Genomic DNA, 20,019 nt, shown 5'->3' on the forward strand with positions numbered 1-20,019 from the left:
CCCGCCGTCCGTCCCACCGCAGCGGGACCGGGGAGCGATGAGCCTCAGTCTGGCCGTCGTCTTCCCGGTCGTGCTGTTCCTTGTCATGCTGGTCGTGCAGGGATCGATGTGGTGGTACGCCCGACAGGTCGCGCTGGTCGCGGCCCGCGAGGGCGTGGACGCCGGGCGGCTGCAGGGCCCCGCCACCGACGAGGCGAAGAACGACGCGGCCGTGCGCCAGGCGAGGGACTTCCTCGGCCGGGAGGGGAGCGTCCTCGGCAGCTGGTCGGTGAGCACGGACGGGAGTTCGCCCGAGCTGATCCAGGTCACCGTGGTGGTCACGCCGCGCTTCCTGATCCCGGGCGTCCCCACGCCGGACTTCACCCAGCACGCCTCCGCGCCGCGCGAGCGGTTCGTCCCGCGGCCGGGTGCCTCGTGAGCCGCCCCCGCGGCCCACGGCCGTTCCGGTACGGGCCGGCGGGCCGCAGCGGCCGCCGGCCGGACGGGGGCAGCGCGGCCATCGAGGCGGCGATCCTCGTCCCGGCGCTGCTCACCTTCATCCTGCTGGCGATCGCGGCGGGACGGATCCAGACCGCCGGCAGCACGGTGGAGGCGGCGGCGCGCGCGGCGGCTCGGACCGCCTCGATCACCCGCGAGCCCGGGGGCGTCGACACCGCCGCCCGGGCCGCGGCGGACCGCGTCCTGCGCCAGGACGGCGTGTCCTGCCAGGTGCTCGGGATCGACCTGGAGCGGGGCGTCCTGGAGACGCCGGCCGGCCCGGTCGCCACCATGGTGGCGACCGTGACGTGCGAGATCGGCCTGCGCGACGTGCTGGTGCCGGGCCTGCCCGGCACCAAGGCCCTGCGCGGTGAGTTCACCTCGGTCGTCGACCGGTACCGAGGACAGTAGGCAGAAGTGTGTAGCGCACGTGGGGGTGGGGAAACGATGCTCCGCAGACCGGAGAGACCGAGGAAGCCGGGGAGACCGGGTGGGCAGGCGGGTCAGGGTGTGCCGGGCCGCGAGCGGCGGACCGGGCCGTGGCGCGGCCGCCGCGGGGGAGGGCCGGACGTCGGCAGCATCTCGCTGTTCGTCGCCGTGGTCGCCACGGGGTTCGTCACCGTCATCGGCATCGTGGTCGACGCCGGGGGGCGGCTGCGCGCGGTCGAGCGGACCGACGCCTGTGCCCAGGAGGCGGCCCGGGCGGCCGGCCAGCAGCTGGACGAGGCCGGTGTCCTTGAGGGCGAGGGGTTCAAGGTCCGCCAGGAGTACGTCCAACGGGCCGCCGACGCCTACCTCGGCACCTGCCGTCTGGTCGGCGGCAGCGGACACGCCGAACTCGCCGACGGCGGAACCAGGGTGGTGGTCACGGTGAACGCCACCTACGAACCCGCCCTGCTCGACCTGGTGCCGTCCGGCGGCTGGGGGATCACGGGCAGGGGCAGCGCACTCCTCGTCCACGGAGTCAAGGAAGCGGAGAACGGCTGATGGCCGCGCCACGTGCCAAGAACCACGCCCGTACGGACCGCCAGGCACCGCCCGGCCGAAGGCCGGCGCCCCCGTCCCGCGGCCGGCGCCGGGGCGGCGTCGGCGCGGTGGCCGGCGCCCTCGTGGCGTTGCTCACCCTGGTCGTCCTGCTGCTCGGCCTCCCGGCCGTGCTGCTGTACGGCACCACGGCGGTCGCCGGGATGGGCGACCTCGCGCCCGACGGCCTCGGGCAGGCGCTGACCAGCCCCGACGACGGCCGGTTGTTCCTCTGGCTGCTGGTCGTGGTCGGCTGGCTCGGCTGGGCCTGCTTCGCGTTCTCCGTGCTGCTGGAGATCCCGGCGCAGCTGCGCGGCCGGATCGCCCGCCGGATCCCGGCGTTCGGCTGGAGCCAGCGGATCGCCGCCGGACTCGTGGGCTCGGTGATCGCCCTGCTGCCGGTGGCCGGTTCGGCCTTCGCCGCCACCCCCGACCGCTCCCAGGCCGTGGTCTCCGCACCGCAGTTGACGGCCGGGCCGCAGTACGCGGCGCTGCCGGCCGCGCAGGCCGCGCCGGCCCTGGCGCCGGCCGCCGAGCCGCAGGCCGGATACACCGTGCGGGACAGCCGGCCGGCCGACAGTCTCTGGTCCATCGCCGAGCGCCAGCTCGGCTCCGGCTCGCGCTGGACGGAGATCGCCAAGCTCAACGACGGCCGGGTGATGGACGATTCCGGGCTCCGCTTCGACGCGGACCGGCCGATCCAGCCCGGCTGGAAGCTGCTGATGCCGGCCGACGCCAAAGCGGACGAGCAGTCCCCGCCGGCCCCCGCGGCCGCGCCGGCCCCCGCGCAGCCGGCGGCGGAGGGCGCGCAGCCGGGCGGTGGGCGGCACGCCAGGGTGACCGTGGCCGAGGGGGACACCCTCTCCGCCATCGCGGAAAGGGAGTTGGGGAGCGCCGAGGCCTGGCCGCAGCTCTTCGAGGCGAACAAGGGCGTCCAGGCTCCCGACGGCGAGCGGCTGAGCGACCCCGACGAGGTCGTGCCGGGGATGGTCCTGGTGGTGCCGGGCGTACCCGAGCCCGCGCCCGTCCAGCCGCCTTCCCAGGCACCGGAGTTGGAGACCGCACCCACCCCGCAGGCGCCCGCCCCGGCGCCCCCTGCCCCGGTCACGCCGGCCCCCGCCGCGCCGGCTCCGACCACCCCGGCGGCCGAGGCCCCGCCGGCCCCGGCCCCCGCGACCCCGGCTCCCGCCACCGCGAGCCCGGCCGCGGAGGCCCCGGGAGCCCCGGCCCAGGCCCCGGCGGCCGACGCGGACCCGAAGAAGGCGCCGGCCCCGAGCGACGACTACACCGTCGCCCTCGCCACCTCGACGGTCAGCGTCCTGCTCGCCGCGATCATGATCGGTACGGTGGCCCGTCGCCGTGGCGGCCAGCAGCGGGCCCGCCGCCCGCGCCACCGGGTCGCCCTGCCCGCGGCCCCCGCCGCGGCCTTCGAGGCCGAACTGAAGGCCCGCCAGGACGCCACCGGGCTGGACCTGCTCAACCGCGCCCTGCGCACCATGGCCCGCAACACCGTCCGGTCCGGCAAGCGGCTGCCCGCCCTGGTCGCCGCCCGGGTCACCCCCGGACGCACCGTCGAACTGCACCTCTCCGCCCCCGCCACCCCCATCGCGCCGTTCCGGGCCGCGCACGCCGCCAACGTCTGGTGGTGCCCGGAGGACGCCTCCGACCTGCTCTCGGCCGGCCAGGCCGGCAAGACCGCCTCGCCGTACCCGGCGCTGGTCACCCTCGGCACCTCCCCGGACGGGTCGGTGGTGCTGGCGGATCTGGAGACCGTCCGGCTGCTGCACCTCTCGGGCCACCCCGACGACGCCCGCGACGTGCTGCGGACCCTCGCGCTCGAACTGGCCCACAGCCCGCTCGCCGACCGCCTCCACCTCCATCTCGTCGACCTCGCGGAGGAGTTGCCGATCGCCGGCCCGGCCGCGGAGCGGATCCACCGGCACCCGAGCCTGGAGGCCGCGCTGACGGCCCTGGGCCCGCGGACCGCCAAGGCCCGCGCCACCCTGGTGGCGGCCGACGCCACCAGCCCCCGGGACGCCCGCAGCCGCGGCGCCGCCGACGAGTCCTGGATCCCGGAGATCGTGCTCTGCGCCCAGCAGCCCGGCGGCAACATCCCCGCCGAGCTGGGCCGGCTGCTCGACGCCCGGCCGCGGACCTGCGTCGCGGTGATCACCCGGGCGCCCGAGCGCGGCACCGGCCCGGTCGCCCGCTGGACCTTGCCGAGCACCGGCCAGACCACCCTGCCGGGGCTGCACCTCGGCCTGGAACTCCAGCGCCTGACCGGCCGGCAGTACGACCAGGTCGCGGAACTCCTGCGCTCCTCCTGCGACGAGACCCAGCACCCGGCGCCCGCCTGGACCATCGACGGCCCCGGCGTCGACCTCGAACCGACCGAACTGCCGCTGCCGGTACCGGTGCTGGTCGCCGTCGGGGCCGGTTCCGGCTCCGGCGAGGCCGCCGCCGGCCCGCGGCTGCTGGCCCGGGTGATCGGCACCGGCGTCAGCCCGTTCGCCGGCACCGACCCGGCCGCGCCGCTCGCCACCGGCGCCTCGCTGCCCGTCGTCCCGCCCGGGCCCGGTCGAGCCTTCGCGCCGCCCGGCCCCGGCCAGGCCTTCGCACCCGGCGAGCCCGGGACCGTCCCCCCGGCGCAGGGCGGCCGCGCCGGGATCAACGGCCGGGGCCGCCGGGTGAGCAACGCCGGACCCTCGACCGCCGGCGCACCGGTGCCCGCCCAGGGCACGAACCCGGTACCCGCCGCCGGGCCCAGCTTCGACAAGACGCCTCCCGTCCAGCCGGTCCTCCCGGTGCCGCCGGCGGCGCCCGAAGCTCCCGCGCCCTCGCCGCAACCGCCCGGCCCCGGGACGTTCCCGGCCGCCGCTCCGCCCACCGCCGCTCTGCCGCCCACGGCCGCGCTGCCCCCCACCGCTCCGCTGCCCATGGGGCAGACAGCCCCCGCCGATCCGGGCGCCGCCCCGGCCGAGCCCGAGCCCGAGCCCGCGCCCACGCACGACCCGGCGCCCGCACCCGCCGCCTCCGAGCCGCACACCCCGGCCCGTCCGGGGCCCGGTTCGGTCCGCTCCGACGCGGACGACCTGCTGGCCATCCTCCGCTCGCCGGAGGCGCACGCCACCCGCACCGCGCCCCGGATCCGCCTGCTCGGCCCGGCCGACGTCATCGGCGCGGCCGGCCCCGCCGAGCCCGCCGCGCTGCTGCGGCTCACCGAGCTGGCCGCCTACCTGGCGCTGCGTCCGGGTGCCGACCACACCGCCCTCGACCACGACCTGCACCCGGGCGCCGCCCACCTCGAACCGCACCCCGCGGGCGGCCACGGCGACGGCCCGAGCACCCCGCTGCCGGCCAAACTCGCCGACCTGGCGGCCTGGTTCGGCAGCTCGCAGGACGGCCGGGCCTTCCTGCGGACGGACACCGCCGAGGGGTACGCCTTCGCCCCGACCGTCACCTGCGACTGGGACGAGTTCCGCAGCCTCTACCGCCGGGGGATGCGCAGCACCAGCGCCACCGCCGACGCGGCGCTCGCCCACGCGCTGGCCCTGGTCCGGGGCGCGCCGTTCGCCGAGGCACCGCCGGCCGCCTTCGGCTGGGCGGAGGCCGAGCGCCAGGACATGATCGCCGCGATCGTCGACACCGCGCACGAACTCGCCGCCCGCCGGCTCCAGTACGGCGACCACCGCAGTGCCGAGGCAGCCGTCTTCCGGGGCCTGGCGGTCGCCCCGGACGTCGAACTCCTGCACCGGGACCTGTTCTACGCGTACGCCTCGGCCGGCGCCCGGGACCAGCTGGTCCGCGCCGTCAACCGCCTCGACGCCCTCAGCCGCCGCACCGGCCGCGAGCTCGACGCCGACACCGTGGCGCTGCTCCGGGACCTGCTCTCCGGCTCGTGACGCCCCGGCGCCGGGGAGCGGTGACCGCTCCCCGGCGCCGGGCCGGCCTCGCCCGCGCCACGGGAAGTCCTGGACCCCACCCTCGCGGCCGGTGGGCGGTCCGGTTCTGAGATGGTCCTGCCCATGACCGACACCACCACCGCGCGCGTCGTCACCGACGTGCTCCAGCCCCGGAACGTCCTGCTCGCCGGGATGCCCGCCGTCGGTCTGGCCGCGGCCGGGGACTGGACGGGCGTCCCGTGGGGTTTGCTCGGCGCGCTGTGCGCCGGGATCGTGCCGGCGTCCTACATCGAGTGGGAGCGCCGACGCGGCACCTGGGGCGACCGCCACGTGGTCGACCGGACCCAGCGGGCGCCGATCTTCCTGGTCGTCCTGGGCTCGATCGGCAGCGGGACGGCGCTGATGACGGCCGGTGGCGCGCCCGGCGGGATCCGGGCCGCGATGCTGGCGCTCTGGGCGATGACCGTCGTGCTGCTGGCGGTGAACACCGTCTGGAAGATCAGCGTGGACTGCGCGGTGGCCGCCGCCGTGGTCGGGATGCTGGCCGTCGTCCACTCGCCCTGGTGGCTCGCCGGGTACGCCGTGGTCGCCGTCGTCTGCTGGACCAGGGTGGCGCTGGAATACCACACGGTGGCGCAGACCGCGGCCGGCGCGGGGCTCGGCGCGGCGGCCGCCGCCGTGGTCGGGATGCTCTGACGGCGCGTCCGGCCCCGGCCTGGCGTGTCGGACCTGCTCCCTGCCGGTCACGCCGGCCGGCCCGGCGTATCGTCGCGGCCGTGGCCCGGTACCGACCGCGCGAGCCGGTCGCGGCGCGAGGGAGCCGGTCGGCCGCGGGGTTGCGGGTCGCGAGCCGGCCCGTCCCGCAGTCGGTACGTTCCGCAGCCGGTACCCGCGAGCCGGTACGTCCCACGACCCCAGACCCCCCGGTGAGGACCGCGATGAGAAAGATCGTCCTGTTCGTCTCGGTCTCCCTCGACGGCTACTTCGAGGGGCCCGACCGGGAGATCGACTGGCACCTGGTCGACGACGAGCTGCACCGGCACTTCAACGAGCAGCTCAAGGTGATGGGCGGCTTCCTGGAGGGGCGCGTCACCCACGAACTGATGGCCGGCTACTGGCCGACCGCGGACGCCGACCCGTCGGTGAGCGCCCCGACGGCCGAGTTCGCCGCGATCTGGCGGGACATGCCCAAGATCGTGTTCTCCCGGACGCTGCAACAGGCCGCCTGGAACACCACCATCCGCCGGGAGGTGACGGCCGAGCAGATCAGGGTGCTCAAGGCCGAACCGGGCGGGGACCTGGTGCTCGGCGGCGCCGACCTCGCCGCCGAGTTCGTCCGGCTGGGCCTGGTCGACGAGTACCGGATCTACGTCCACCCGGTCGTCATCGGGCAGGGCCGGCGGTTCATCCACGACCCGGGCCACCGGATCGGGCTCCGGCTGATCGACACCAAGGCCTTCGGCAACGGCGTCGTGCTGCTGCACTACCGGACGGCCGACGGGTCCGCGGCGGGGTGACTCCGTGCGGGCCCTTCCGGCCCTTCAGGGCGCGGGCCGGCGGGACTCGGGGCACCGTGACCGGGCCCGGCCTGCGCCATCGCCGACCCGGCCTGGATCGGTCGAGCCCGGACGCCGTAGGGTGGCGCAACGGGAGTGGTGGACGACCGGCACCACGGTGGACGGGCTGACGCCGCGGCAGCGGCGGGGCGGGGTGGTGACCAGCGGTGTCGGACGCAACAGTGATGCCCGGCGGTCCGGACGGTCCGGGAGGCGGTGGCCCGTGGGCCGGCGGCCCGGCCTCCGTGGAGGAGACCACGAGGATGCCCGCGTTCACGGACGACGATCCTGAGGCGGAGCGCACGGCCCGGCTGCCCCGGATCGGCGCTGCCGGGCGGGAGACCGCCGGGGTGCCGGCGGCCGCGTCGGCCGGCCCCCACGACGCTCCCGGGCCCTTCGACGCACCCGGCCCTTTCGACGCACCGGGGCCCTTCGATGCACCGGGTCCGTTCGACGGGCCCGGCCGGACGGCCCGGCCGGGCCCGTTCGACCAGGCGCCGGAGTCGGCTGGCGTACCCGGGCAGTTCCAGCCGCAGCCGCAGCCGGCCCCGGCCGGTCCCGCCCAGGCCCACCAGCCGGGCCTGCCGGGGCAGGCCCCGCCGCCCCCGGCCGCGCCGCCCGCCCAGCCCTCCACCGGTTGGACGGTGACCATGCCGGTCATCAACCCGGCCTCGCCGCCGGGACCGGTGGCCGCGCCCGGTCCCGTACCGGCGCCCGTTCCCGCGCCCGGGCCGGTGGGCGGCGCCCCCGCGCCCGCTCCGGCGGGCGGGCCGGTGTCCGGCCCGGCCCCCTGGTCGAACGGGCCCGCGCCGGCGCCCGGCGGCCTGGGCGCCGCGCCGCGTGGCCGGATCCTGGTCGTCGAGGGCGGCTACGGCACGTCAGGCCGACGCCCTTGGGGACGTGGTGGGGCCAACCAGGCACCCGTCCTGTCGGCGATGCTGGCCGCCGTGTCCCCGCAGATTCTGCTCGCCGCCGACGCCGTGGACGCCGTGCACCTGCCGGGGGCCAACGACCCGCAGACCGTGCTCGCCCACCTGCGCGCCGCCTCGCGGCACCCCGGCCCGCTCCTGGTGCACCTCGGCGGCCATCTGGTGGCCGACAAGCGCGGCGGCCAGCTCTACCTGACGCTGCGTGACTCCAAGCCGGGCTCGGTGCGGCAGGACGGCCTGTCCTGGCAGGCCGTGGCCACCGAGCTGCAGCACCGTCCGCGTGACTGGCAGACCCTGGTCATCGCCGACCTGAGCGCCGACCAGCAGGCCTGGCCGCAGCTGCAGACCCAGATCTCGCCGCTCACCGACGGCATTCCGCTGTGGGCGGTGGTCAGCCCCGACCCGGAGCAGATCGGTACCTTCACCCGGGCCCTGATCGAGGCCCTGCACGGCGGCCGGCCCGGCGCCGACGCGGTGCTGGCCCCCGAGCAACTGCGCCAGCAGGTCTACTCGGTGCTGCGCCCGGACGTGGTGATCCTCAGCTCGCACGCCCCCGACCGGCCGGTGTTCCGCAACACCGCCCGCCGGACGGAGAACGCCCCGGCGATCGACGCGGTGGCCTACGAGGGCCCGCGCCCGGCCGCCGTCCAGCCGCGCCCGGCGGCCCGCCGGGACGCCCCCGTGCCGCCCGGCGGCGGGACGTCCCCCGAGGCGGCGCCGTCCGCGCCGCCGCCCGCGCCGAACGTGCGGGTCCGGCTCGACAAGCCGCTCCCCGAGCAGGCCGGGGTGCCCGCGGACACCCCGCGGGTCGTGCTGGACAAGCCCGGCACCCGGCCCGGCCCGCCGGACGACGTCGCCGGTCCGCCCGGGGCCACGGCTGACGTGCCCGGCCCCGGCGGGGCGGCCGGTCGCGTGCCGACGGACGCGCCGCCGGTCAGCCTCAGCAAGGGGGACGGCTCACCGGTGGCCCCCGCCGGGACCCGGCCGGTGACGCTCCGGAAGAGGACCACCTGGACGCCCGAGGACGCCCCGGCGCAGGCCGGTCCCGCCCCGGAGCTTCCCGCCGCGGATGCCCCGGTGGCCGATGTCCCGGCCACGGAAGCCACCGCGCCGCCGGCCGTCGTGCCGGAACGGGTCACGGAAGCGGCCCCCGAAGCTGCTACGGAGCCCGAGCCGGCCGAGTCCGAGCCGGTGGCCGCCGTCCCCGCCGAGGTCCCGCTCTCGGTGGACGAGGCCCCCGAACCCGCCGCCCGGCCGGTCACCCTGGCGAAGCGCGGGCCCGGCGCCGTCCTGCTGGAGGCACTGTCGGCGGCGGCCGAGCCGGTGTCCGAGACCGCCTCGCCCTGGGCAGCCGCGGCCGTCGACCCGGCGGCGACCGCTCAGCCGACCCTGACCGGGCTGGCCGTGCCCCCGCCGGAGCCCGTGGCGGCGCCGCAGAACTCGCTCTGGGGCACGCCGGCGCCCGAGGCCGCCCCCGCGCCCCCCGCCGCGCCGGTCGTGGCCCCGGCGCCGGCCGAACCCGCCGCACCGGAGGCCCTCGCACCGCAGGCTTCCGCACCGCAGGCTTCCGCACCGGAGGCCCCCGCACCGGAGGCCCCCGCCGAGGACCGCCCGGCCCTGCCGGACGACTACCGCGAGGCGATCGGTCGGATCGTCCGCAGCGCCGAGGCCGGCGAGCACGCGGCCGCGGCCGAACTCGCCCTGGCCCTGGAGGAGCGGACGGTGGTGGCCCACGGGCCGACCGCGGCGCCGGTGCTGCAGGTCCGTCAGGTACGGGCGCACGTGTCCCGGCTGGCGGGCCGTCCGGGCGAGGCGGCCGAACTGTACCGGGCGGTCGCGCTGGTGCTGCTGCGGTCCCAGGGCGCTGACCACCCCGAGACCCAGCAGGCCGCGACCAACGCCGAAGCCTGCTGGCGGGCGATCCCGGACCGTGCCGAGGCTCTCGAAGTGGCACCGGAGATCATCGAGCTCCGGGCCTACCTGCCGGGCCCGGACGGCCGCAAGCTGCGCGCCGCCGAGCGCTACCTGGCCCAGCTGGCGGCGTCGCCCGCCGAGTGACAGGCGGGCGGCCTCACCGGCCGGCAGCCCGGCCGCGCAGCACGAGGGCCCGGCCGGGCGGCGCGGAGCCACCCGGCCGGGCCGGTCGTACGGTGTGCCGTACCGTCGGACGGGGTGCCGTCCCGCGACGGGCGTGGTCAGCGCCCCGCGAGGGCGTGCACGAAGCGCGTGGCGTCGACGGTGCCGAGCCCCGAGGCGAGGTCGTAGCCCTTGGCGGCCTGGTACCCGGTGACGGTGTCCCAGGAGTTGTCACCCGCCGCCACGTCGACGATGCCGCTGAACTGCTGCGGGGCGAGCGCCAGCCCGTACAGCCGCGGGTTGAGCTGCCCGAGCCGGTGCCCGGCCAGCTGGGCGGCCAGGGCGACCACGCCGGAGAAGATCGGGGTGGCCTCGCTGGTGCCGCCGGTGAGGTGCCAGCCGACCCGCGTCGGGTCGTAGGACTCGTAGGTCCAGGCCGCGCCGTCGACGGCGGCGCTCATGCTGATGTCGGGCGTGCCCCGGTGGTTGCCGGTGACCTTGGCGACGCCGGTCTGGTACCAGGGGCGCGAGAAGACGCCGGACACGCCGCCGCCGGCCGCGCCGTAGTCGTCGTGCCAGACCTTGTCGGGTGCGGTGCGCTTCCCGGTGTCGTCCAGGGTCAGCTGGGTGCCGCCGACCGAGGTGACCAGCGGGTCCGAGGACGGCCAGGAGTTGACCTTGTAGGGGTAGAGGTCCTGGCCGTTGGCCTGGTAGTCGGTGGCGCCGGCGTCGCCGGAGGCGGCCAGCACGGTGACGTCGTGCGCGGCGGCGTACTGGAAGGCGTACCGCAGGTCGGTGAGCGACTTGAAGTCGCCCTTGTCGTACCCGGGGAAGGTGTTCTCGGTGGCGCCGAAGCTCTGCGAGACGACATCGGCCTTCCCGGCCTTGATGAGCGCCTTCTCGGCGTCCATCATCTCGGGCAGGCCGGTGACGCCCTCGGTCTCGGCGACGCCGGTCTCCACCAGGATGATGTGGGCGTCGGGGGCGACGGCGTGGGCGTACTCGACGTCCAGGGTGCTCTCGCCGGCCCAGCCGGTGTGGTCGGGGTTGGTGGGGTCGAACGGCGGGACCTCACCCCACTTCACCACCTCGACCTGGGTGTCGGGGATGCCCCACTGCTGGTCGAAGACCTCCAGGTCGTGCTGGATGGTCGGCGAGCCGAAGGAGTCCACGATCACGATCGTCCGGCCCTTGCCGGTGATCCCCTGCCGGTAGAGCGGCTCGAGGTTGTACGCGGTGCGGTACTGCAGCGGGGAGTAGCAGTGGATGCCGATCTCGGTGACGCATTGCGAGGTCGGCAGCGGGGCGACCCGGCCGGCGGCGGTGATGTGGCCGCTGGAGGCGGGGCGGACGTGCGGGGAGGGCTGCCGGCTCCCGGCGGCCGGGCCGGCGGCGAGGCCGGTCGCTCCGGCGCCGCCGGTACCGAGGGCGGTGGCCCCGACGGCGAGCAGCGCGAGGGCGCGAACGGTGGCGGAGCGGCGGGTGCCCGCGGTGGCGGGGGAGGTGCCCATGGAACTCCTTGGGACGGAGGGTCCGGCCTGCTGGGGTCGGTCCGGCCATCCCATCGATCAGAACATGATCATGCCATAGTCATTTGGTACTCCTGGCATGACCGCTCCAGGCCACCGGACTAGGTAAAGGCTGGCCCCGGGTTCGGTCATGGACCACCGGGACCAGCCATTTGTGTGACAGTCAGGCCGACGCACGGTCATGTCGACAAGTAGTCACATCCCCCTGCCGCCGGGCCTTCCGTGCGGCTGTCAGCGCGCCCCGCCGTTGACGTACAGGGTCTGGCCGCTCACGTACGAGGCGTCCTCGCTCGCCAGGAAGGCCACCACCGCGGCGATCTCCTCCGGCTGCCCGACCCGGCGCAGCGGCGTCCGGGCCGAGACCTCCGCCTGGTGGTCCTCGGGCGTGGAGCCCACCCGCTCGGCGGTGGCCGCGGTCATCGAGGTGGCGATGTAGCCGGGCGCCACCGCGTTGACGTTGATGTTGTACGGGCCCAGCTCGATCGCCAGGGTGGCGGTCAGGCCCTGGATGCCGGCCTTGGCGGCGGCGTAGTTCGCCTGCCCCCGCGCGCCCAGCGCCGAGCGCGAGCTGAGCGAGACGATCTTGCCGTACTTCTGCCGCACCATGTACGCCTGCGCGGCCTGCGCGCAGTTGAACGCGCTGGTCAGATTGACCGACAGGACGGCGTCCCAGTCCGCCTTCGGCATCTTGAAGAAGAGGTTGTCGCGGGTGATCCCGGCGTTGTTCACCAGGATGTGCAGCCCGCCGAGCTCCTCCACGACCCGTGCGAAGACCGCCTCGACCGCCGCGTGGTCCGCCACGTCGCAGCCGTACGCCCGGGCGGTGCCGCCCTTGGCGGTGATCGTGTCGACGGTGGCCTGCGCGCGCTCGGCGGTCAGGTCGAGGACGGCGACCGTCGCGCCCTCCTCGGCCAGCCGCAGTGCGGTGGCCGCGCCGATGCCCTGGGCGGCGCCGGTGACGACGGCGACCTTGTCCGAGAACCTGCTCATGTGCTGATGCCCCTTCGGAGTGATCGGAGTGGTCAGAGTGCTTCGACGAGTACGGCGGTGCCCTGGCCGACACCCACGCACATGGTGGCCAGGCCGCGCCGGGCCCCGGTGCGGCGCATCCGGTGCAGCAGGGTGGTGAGGATCCGGGCGCCGGATCCCCCCAGCGGGTGGCCGAGCGCGATCGCCCCGCCGGACGGGTTCACCAGCTCGGGGTCGAAGCCCAGCTCGTCCACGCAGGCCAGCGCCTGGGCGGCGAAGGCCTCGTTGAACTCCGCCTCCTGGACGTCCTGGACGCTCCAGCCCAGCCGGTCGAGCACCTTGCGGGTGGCCGGCACCGGCCCGATGCCCATCACGTCCGGATGCACCCCGGCGGAGGCCCCGGCGGCGTACCGGCCGAGCGGCTCCAGGCCCAGCTCCGCCAGCACCTGCTCGCTGACCAGCAGCAGCGCGGCCGCGCCGTCGTTCATCGGCGAGGCGTTGCCGGCGGTGACCGTCCCGCCGTCCCGGAACACCGGCTTGAGCTTGGCGAGGCGCTCCAGGGAGGAGTCCTCCCGGATGCTCTCGTCCTGGCCGACCGTCACACCGTCCGGGCGGACGACGGGCAGCAGTTCGGCGTCGAAGTGGCCGTCCTTGCGCGCGGCGGCGGCCCGCCGGTGGCTGCGCAGCGCGAAGGCGTCCTGCCGCTCGCGGGTGATCCCGTACCGGCTCGCCACCTCCTCGGCGGTCTCGCCCATGCTCAGCACGCCGTGCAGCTCGTGCATCCGGGGATTGGTGATCCGCCAGCCGAGCCGGGTGTCGAAGGTCTCCAGCTTGTGCGGCAGCGCCTCGTCCGGGCGGGGCAGCACGAAGGGTGCGCGGCTCATCGACTCGCAGCCGCCCGCGACCACGATCTCGGCCTCGCCGGAGCCGATCGCCCGGGCCGCCGTGCTGACGGCCTCCAGGCCGGAGGCGCAGAGCCGGTTGACGGTGGCGCCGGGGACGGTCTCGGGCAGTCCGGCCAGCAGGACGGCCATCCGGGCGGCGTTGCGGTTGTCCTCGCCGGCCTGGTTGGCGGCGCCCCAGTAGACGTCGTCGATCCGGGCCGGGTCGAGGCCGGGCACGTCGGCCAGCAGGCCGCGCAGCACGGCGGCCGACAGGTCGTCGGGCCGGACGGTGGACAGGGCGCCGCGCAGCCGCCCGATGGGGGTGCGGCGGGCGGCGGCGAAGTAGACGGGACGCACTTCGTCGGGCTCCTCTACGTCGAACGGTCGGGGGTGGGGGTCAGGAGGCGGCGGTCGGGCCCGCCTCAGAAGGCGTTGACGCCGGTCAGCGAGCGCCCGATCAGCAGTTTGTGAATCTGGCTGGTGCCCTCGTACAGGGTCATCACCCGGGCGTCCCGGAGGTACTTGCCGACCGGGTACTCGTCGATGAAGCCGTACCCGCCGAAGACCTGCAGCGCGTTGTTGGCGGCCCGGACGGCGGCCTCGCCGGCGAACAGCTTGGCGACCGAGGACTCGGTGCCGAAGGGCAGCCCGCGCTCGATGTGGTCGGCCACCCGCCAGGTGAGCAGCCGGGCCGCGTCCAGGTCCACCGCGATGTCCGAGAGCAGCTCCTGGACCAGCTGGTGCGAGGCGATCGGCCGGCCGAACTGCTCGCGCTCGGCGGCGTACCGCACGGCCGCCTCCAGGCAGGCCCGGGCGATCCCGACGCAGCCGGCGGCCACCGACATCCGGCCCTTGGCGAGGGCCGCCATCGCCACGGTGAAGCCCTTGCCCTCGGGGCCCAGCCGGGCGCTGTCCGGCACCCGGACCTCGTCGAAGGCGAGTTCGGCGGTGGCCTGGCCGCGCAGCCCGAGCTTGCCGTGGATCTCGGTGCGGGTGAATCCGGGCAGGTCGGTCGGCACGAGGAAGGCGGTGATCCCCTTGTGGCCGGCCAGCTCCGGGTCGTCGCCGCCGGTGCGGGCGAAGACCAGGGCGACGTCGGCCCACGTCCCGTTGGTGATGAACATCTTGGAGCCGCTGATCAGCCAGTCTCCCCCGCCCTCCGGGCGGGAGGCGCCCCCAGGCCGGTCGCGGACCGCCCGGGTGGTCAGGTTGGCGGCGTCCGAACCGGTGCCGGGCTCGGTCAGGGCGAAGCAGCCGAGGGCCCGGCCCGAGGTGAGCGCGGGCAGCCACTGCCGCTTCTGCTCCTCGGTGCCGTACGCGTTCACGGACTTGGCGACCAGGCCGAGCGTGACCGAGACGATGCCGCGCACCGCTGAGTCACCCCGGCCCAGCTCCTCCAGGACCAGGCAGTACGCCAGGTGGTCGCCGCCGCTGCCGCCGTACTCCTCGGGGATGGTCAGCCCCAGGAAGCCGAGCCCGGCCAGCTTCCCGATGATCGAGCGGTCCACGGACTCGGCACGGTCCCAGGCGGCGGCGTACGGCACGATCTCGCGGTCGGTGAAGCTTGCCGCGAGTGCGCGGACGGCGGTCTGCTCCTCGGTGAGCTCCAGGTTCATGGGGGCGTCCATCCGTTAAACTAGCGGTGCAAGTTTTTTCGGACTCTAACCCGCCCCGGCCGATCTGTGAAGGGCCGCCTGCGAGAATGACCGCCCAGGGCGTGTCCGCCCACCCGACCGGAGGAACCGACGATGGCCCGCCCGCGCACGCCACTGCTCAGCCGCGACCGCATCGTCGCGGCAGCTCTCGCGCTGGCCGACGCCGAGGGCCTGGACGCGCTGTCCACCCGCCGGCTGGCCACCGAGCTCTCGGTCAGCGGCCCCTCCCTCTACAACCACTTCGCCACCAAGGACGAGCTGCTCGACGCGGTGGTCGACTCGGTGATGGGCGAGGTGGACCTCTCGATGTTCGGCCCGGGTGCCGCGGAGACCCGGGACGCGGGCGGCCCCGGCGCTGCCGCCAGCCCCGCGGACTGGCGGACCCCGCTGCGCGACTGGGCCCGCTCCTACCGCGCGGCGCTGGCCGCCCACCCCAACATCGTCCCCGTCCTCGCCCAGGGTCCGGGCCGCCGGCCGAACGCGCTGCGGCTGGCCGACGCCGTCTTCGGCTGCCTGGTCGACGCCGGCTGGCCGCGCGGCCAGGCCACCCGGATCGGCGCCCTGATGCGCTACTTCGTCACCGGCTCCGCGCTCGCCTCGTTCGCCGCCGGGTTCCCCGAGGACGCCGGACTGTACGCGGCGCAGTACCCGCACCTCGGCGAGGCCCACCTGCTCGCGGAGCACCGCCGCTCGATCGACGAGGGCGCCTTCGAGACCGGCCTGGAGGCCCTGCTCGACGGCCTCGAACTGCGCTACCTGCGTACCGTCGACCCCGGTCCCGCGCCCGGTTCAGGGCCCGGCCGGGGCTGACGGTGCCCGCCCGGGCGGGCGCGCGCGGGTCACCACGGCTCGCGGGCCAGGAAGGCCGGGCGCAGCGCGGGGTCCACCGGGTCGTAGTACCGGTGGTACACCGGCGTCAGCCCGCCCGACACCGGCGGGACGATCCAGCTCCAGTCCGCCGGGGTGGGCCGCCCGAGCCGCTTCTCCTGCGCGATGTGCTTGAGGAACCGCTCCGACTCGGTGTGGTGGTCCGCCATCGTCACCCCGGCCTCCTGGAACGAGTGCAGCACCGCCACGTTCAGCTCCACCAGCGCCCGGTCGCGCCAGAGCGTCCGTTCGCTGGAGGTGTCCAGCCCGAGCCGCCCGGCGACCTCGGCCAGCAGGTTGTAGCGGTCCGCGTCCGCCAGGTTGCGGGCCCCGATCTCGGTGCCCATGTACCAGCCGTTGAACGGCGCCGTCGGGTACCGCACCCCGCCGATCTCCAGGGTCATGTCGCTGATCGCGGGCACCGCGTACCAGCGCAGGGCCAGCTCGGCGAACCAGCCGTGGTCCGGGTGGGTCAGCCGCACCTCCAGCGCGGCGTCGTCCGGCACCTCGTACCACTCGGGACGGGCCCCGGCGCGTTCCTGCACCAGCAGCGGCAGCACCTCGAACGGCTCCTCGCCGCACTTCCACCCCAGGTCGCGGGCGCGCGCGGCCAGCTGCGCCCCCGCCGGGTCGCCCGTCCACCCGCCGCCGGGCGCCGGGTGGCCCGCGTACCGGACGAGCTGCTGGTTGAGGATCCGGGGCGCCGGTCGGCCGGGCCGGTCGGGGGCGAACACCGAGACCACCGGCCGGATCCGGCCGTCGTTGGTGGCCAGCCGCAGATGCTCGAAGCACTGCTCGGCGATGTCGTCGGCCGCCGAGAGACGGCGCAGATCGCGCACCACCAGGCTGCGCCAGTACAGCCGCCCGATGCAGCGGGCGGCGTTGCGCCAGGCCAGCCGGGCGCCGAAGGCCAACTCCTCGGGCGTGTGCTCGTAGGTGCCGGTGCGGTCGATCTCGTCCAGCACCTGGCGCAGGCGGGGCCCGGCGCCGCCCGCTCCCGGCCGCTCCTGGTGGAACTGGCGCAGGAAGGCGGTGGCCTGGTGGGGGTCGGTGAAGGTGGGGGGCGTGGCGACGGGCGCCGCGGCCGGGGCGGTGTGCGTCGCCGGAGCGCCGGCGGAGGGTCCGTCGCCGGACGGGCCGCCCGCCGACGGACGGCCCGTGGGCGGGGTGCCGGCGGACGGGGTGCCGGTGGCCGGTGCGGTGTGGCCGTACGGGCATGCGCCCGTCGGAACGGGTCTGCGGGTGCGGAGCCGGTTGAAGATCAAGAATCATCCCTCCCAGGCCTCCAGGAGTACCGGATGTGTGTCCCCGGCCGCAGAGAGTGAACGAATCGGCCCCCGCCCCCGGCGAATGACGCTAGGGTGCGAGGGCCGTGGCGGCGCCCGCTCGTCCCGGGGGTGTCCCGGAGGATCTGGCGGGCGCCTGCCGGTGGGGCGGGTCAGCCCATGTCCTCCAGGCGGACGCCCTTGGTCTCCTTCATGAACCGGGCCACGAAGAACATCGACCCGGCGGCGAAGAGCGCGTAGGCCAGGTACGTCGCGGACAGGTTCCAGCCCGCCATCGACGGGAAGGACACCGTGATCGCCCAGTTGGCGATCCACTGCGCGGACGCGGCCACCGAGAGCGCCGCGGCCCGGATCCGGTTGGGGAACATCTCGCCGAGCATCACCCACACGACGACGCCCCAGGACATCGCGAAGAACAGCACGAAGGCGTTGGCGGCGACCAGCGCCACGGTGCCCTGCAGGTCGGGCAGGGCGACGTCGTCCCCGCTCCCGGTGGCCGAGGAGAAGGCCCAGGCGCAGGCGCCCAGCGAGAGCGCCATGCCGGCCGAGCCGACCAGGGCGAGCGGCTTGCGGCCGATCCGGTCGACCAGCAGGATCGCGATCACGGTGCCGACGATGTTGATGATCGAGCTGGAGAAGCTGATCAGCAGCGAGTTGCTCTGGTCGACGCCGACGGACTGCCAGAGGATCGACGAGTAGTAGAAGATCACGTTGATGCCGACCAGCTGCTGGAAGACCGACAGGCCGATGCCGGTCCAGACGATCGGCAGCAGGCCGAAGCGGCCGCCCAGCAGGTCCTTGAAGCGGGGCCGGTGGTCGGAGGCGATCAGGCCCTGGATCTCGGTGATCCGGGCGTCGGTGTCGGCCGTCGGGCCTTCGACCTCCTTGAGCACCGAGCGGGCCTCGTCGAGCCGCCCGGCCGAGATCAGGAAGCGCGGGGACTCCGGGATCATCGAGGAGAGCACGAAGTAGACCACGGCGGGGACGGCGCAGACGCCGAGCATCCACTGCCAGGCCTCCAGGCCGAGCAGCTGCCCCCGGGTGTCACCGCCGGCCGACTCCGTCAGCACCCAGTTGACCAGCTGCGAGACGGCGATGCCGAGCACGATCGCGGCCTGCTGGAAGGAGGCGAGCCGCCCCCGGTAGCGGGTCGGCGCCACCTCGGCGATGTAGGTCGGGGCGATCACCGAGGCGATGCCGATCGCCGCACCGCCCAGGACCCGCCACAGGGCGAGGTCCCAGGCGGCGAAGGGCATCATCGAGCCGACGGCGCTGATCCCGAAGAGGACGGCGCCCGCCTTCATCACCCTGATCCGCCCGTACCGGTCGGCGAAGCGGCCGGCCAGCGCCGCGCCGACCGCCGAGCCGAGCAGCGCGGAGGAGACGATCAGGCCGGTCACGCCGTCGCCGACACCGAACCTGTCCTGGATGCCGGAGACGGCGCCGTTGATCACGGAGCTGTCGTAGCCGAACAGGAACCCGCCGAGGGCGGCCGCGGCGGTGATGAAGACGACGAAGCCGAGGCGGTCGGGGGCCGGGGCCGAAGCCTCCGGTGCCGGGCCGGGCCGGGCTGACGACTGGGTGGCGGTCACGGAATCTCTCTCCCGGTGCTCAACACTGAGCCTGCATAGCATGAACACTTTGCGGCCGGGTTGCCGCAACGCGCGTTCAAGATATGTTCGTATGAATCGAAACAGCAAGCTCAAACTGGTAAGGACCCGGCATCCTTACGTTCAGGTGTTGAACATACGGCGCCGGTTACACCGGCTCGGCCAGTGAAAGCCCGAACCTGCCGGCCTCGTCTGTCCACCATCGGGAAAGCCGAAACCCGGCCGCCGCCAACTCGTCCGCGACCCGATCCCGGCGGAACTTCGCCGACACCTCCGTACGCAGTTCCTCGCCCGCCTCGAAGTGCACCGGCAGGTCCAGCGCCGGGATCTTCACGGTCTGGGTGCGCAGGGAGCGCAGCCGCATCTCGATCCACTCCTGCTCGGCGTCCCAGAGCGCCACGTGCTCGAACGCCGCCGGGTCGAAGTCGGCCGCCAGCTCCCGGTTCAGCACGTTCAGCACGTTCTTGTTGAACTCCGCCGTCACCCCGGCCGAGTCGTCGTACGCGGCGACCAGCACCGCCGGGTCCTTCACCAGGTCGGTGCCCAGCAGCAGGGAGTCACCGTGGTCCACCATGCCGCGCAGGGTGGACAGGAACTCCGCCCGCTCCGGCGGCAGCAGGTTCCCGAGCGTGCCTCCGAGGAAGGCCACCAGCCGGGGACCGCCGTCCGGCGGCAGCCCGGGGCCTGCGGTGAAGTCGGAGAGCACCGCGCGCACCCTGAGCTCCGGGTACTCCTCGGCCAGGGCCTGCCCGGCGGCGGTCAGCGCGCTCTCGCTCACGTCCACCGGCACGTACGTATCCAGGGTGCCCAGCTCGTGCAGCGCGTCCAGCAGCAGGCGGGTCTTCTCCGAGGAGCCGGAGCCCAGCTCGACCAGCGTCCGGGCCTTGGAGGCGGCCGCGATCTCGCCCGCCCGCTCGGTCAGGATGGCCCGCTCGGCCCGGGTCGGGTAGTACTCGGGCAACCGGGTGATCTCCTCGAAGAGGTCGCTGCCCCGGGCGTCGTAGAACCACTTCGGCGGCAGCCACTTGGGTTCGGAGGTCAGACCGTGCTGCACGTCGTGGCGCAGGGCCTGGCTGAAGTGGTCGGCGGGCAGCAGACGGGTGAGATCGAAGGGTTGCATGGTGGCTCGTCCTCTCGGGTCGGATGCACGGGTGGGTGCGGCGGGGTGTTCGGGGTGTTCGGGCGCCTGGAGCGCCTGGATCGGGGTGCGGTGCGGTCTCCGGGGCGCCTGCGACGGGTGATCCGTGGGCCCGGGC

At 75.3% G+C, this 20,019-nt stretch carries 15 protein-coding genes; 8 read left to right on the forward strand and 7 right to left on the reverse strand.

Going from position 1 to position 20,019, the window contains the following annotated elements:
* The first annotated feature begins 37 nt into the window (after positions 1-37).
* The 7 genes from J2S46_RS31860 (at position 38) to J2S46_RS31890 (ending at position 9,945) form a co-directional block, all read left to right on the forward strand.
* Positions 38-418: a TadE/TadG family type IV pilus assembly protein gene (locus J2S46_RS31860; protein ID WP_191287992.1), complete on the forward strand. Its 381-nt coding sequence runs from the start codon at positions 38-40 to the stop codon at positions 416-418.
* Complete coding sequence (locus J2S46_RS31865; RefSeq protein WP_191287993.1) at positions 415-888, forward strand: TadE/TadG family type IV pilus assembly protein; 474 nt, start codon at positions 415-417, stop codon at positions 886-888. The genes J2S46_RS31860 and J2S46_RS31865 overlap by 4 nt, the downstream gene beginning before the upstream one ends.
* A gap of 99 nt (positions 889-987) precedes the next feature.
* A complete protein-coding gene (locus tag J2S46_RS31870) occupies positions 988-1,464 on the forward strand; it encodes a hypothetical protein (RefSeq protein ID WP_191287994.1) in 477 nt (158 codons plus the stop codon).
* Entirely contained in the window at positions 1,464-5,402 is a 3,939-nt protein-coding gene (locus J2S46_RS31875; protein ID WP_307351952.1) for a LysM peptidoglycan-binding domain-containing protein, read from the forward strand. Before J2S46_RS31870 ends, J2S46_RS31875 begins: the two co-directional genes overlap by 1 nt.
* A gap of 123 nt (positions 5,403-5,525) precedes the next feature.
* Positions 5,526-6,098 (forward strand): hypothetical protein, encoded by a 573-nt coding sequence (locus tag J2S46_RS31880; protein ID WP_191287996.1) that lies wholly within the window; start codon positions 5,526-5,528, stop codon positions 6,096-6,098.
* A 242-nt stretch (positions 6,099-6,340) separates the two neighbouring features.
* Positions 6,341-6,919 (forward strand): dihydrofolate reductase family protein, encoded by a 579-nt coding sequence (locus J2S46_RS31885; protein ID WP_191287997.1) that lies wholly within the window; start codon positions 6,341-6,343, stop codon positions 6,917-6,919.
* Positions 6,920-7,221: 302 nt separating this feature from the next.
* Positions 7,222-9,945, forward strand: coding sequence for a hypothetical protein (locus J2S46_RS31890; RefSeq protein ID WP_191287998.1), 2,724 nt, complete (start codon positions 7,222-7,224; stop codon positions 9,943-9,945).
* Positions 9,946-10,082: 137 nt separating this feature from the next.
* Here J2S46_RS31890 and J2S46_RS31895 read toward each other — a convergent pair whose 3' ends face one another.
* From J2S46_RS31895 to J2S46_RS31910, 4 genes are all read right to left on the reverse strand, one after another.
* Complete coding sequence (locus J2S46_RS31895) at positions 10,083-11,474, reverse strand: S53 family peptidase (RefSeq protein ID WP_191287999.1); 1,392 nt, start codon at positions 11,472-11,474, stop codon at positions 10,083-10,085.
* A gap of 249 nt (positions 11,475-11,723) precedes the next feature.
* Positions 11,724-12,482, reverse strand: coding sequence for a 3-oxoacyl-ACP reductase FabG (gene fabG, locus J2S46_RS31900; protein WP_191288000.1), 759 nt, complete (start codon positions 12,480-12,482; stop codon positions 11,724-11,726).
* Positions 12,483-12,514: 32 nt separating this feature from the next.
* Positions 12,515-13,702, reverse strand: coding sequence for a thiolase family protein (locus tag J2S46_RS31905; RefSeq protein ID WP_191288001.1), 1,188 nt, complete (start codon positions 13,700-13,702; stop codon positions 12,515-12,517).
* A 65-nt stretch (positions 13,703-13,767) separates the two neighbouring features.
* Entirely contained in the window at positions 13,768-14,961 is a 1,194-nt protein-coding gene (locus tag J2S46_RS31910; RefSeq protein ID WP_191288305.1) for an acyl-CoA dehydrogenase family protein, read from the reverse strand.
* 132 nt (positions 14,962-15,093) lie between these two features.
* On the opposite strand from J2S46_RS31910, the gene J2S46_RS31915 reads away from it, so the two are divergent.
* Complete coding sequence (locus J2S46_RS31915; protein ID WP_191288002.1) at positions 15,094-15,810, forward strand: TetR/AcrR family transcriptional regulator; 717 nt, start codon at positions 15,094-15,096, stop codon at positions 15,808-15,810.
* A gap of 29 nt (positions 15,811-15,839) precedes the next feature.
* On the opposite strand, the gene J2S46_RS31920 is transcribed toward J2S46_RS31915, so the two are convergent.
* From J2S46_RS31920 to egtD, 3 genes are all read right to left on the reverse strand, one after another.
* Entirely contained in the window at positions 15,840-17,132 is a 1,293-nt protein-coding gene (locus J2S46_RS31920) for a nitric oxide synthase oxygenase (RefSeq protein WP_191288003.1), read from the reverse strand.
* Between the two features lie 173 nt (positions 17,133-17,305).
* The gene (locus J2S46_RS31925; RefSeq protein WP_191288004.1) at positions 17,306-18,787 is read right to left on the reverse strand and encodes a sugar porter family MFS transporter; all 1,482 of its coding nucleotides are present in this window, start codon (positions 18,785-18,787) and stop codon (positions 17,306-17,308) included.
* A gap of 124 nt (positions 18,788-18,911) precedes the next feature.
* Positions 18,912-19,883, reverse strand: a complete 972-nt coding sequence (egtD, locus tag J2S46_RS31930) for an L-histidine N(alpha)-methyltransferase (RefSeq protein ID WP_191288005.1) — start codon at positions 19,881-19,883, stop codon at positions 18,912-18,914.
* Between the last annotated feature and the right edge of the window lie 136 nt (positions 19,884-20,019).

The sequence above is a fragment of the Kitasatospora herbaricolor genome (genome assembly GCF_030813695.1).
GTDB classification, from domain to species: Bacteria; Actinomycetota; Actinomycetes; order Streptomycetales; family Streptomycetaceae; genus Kitasatospora; species Kitasatospora herbaricolor.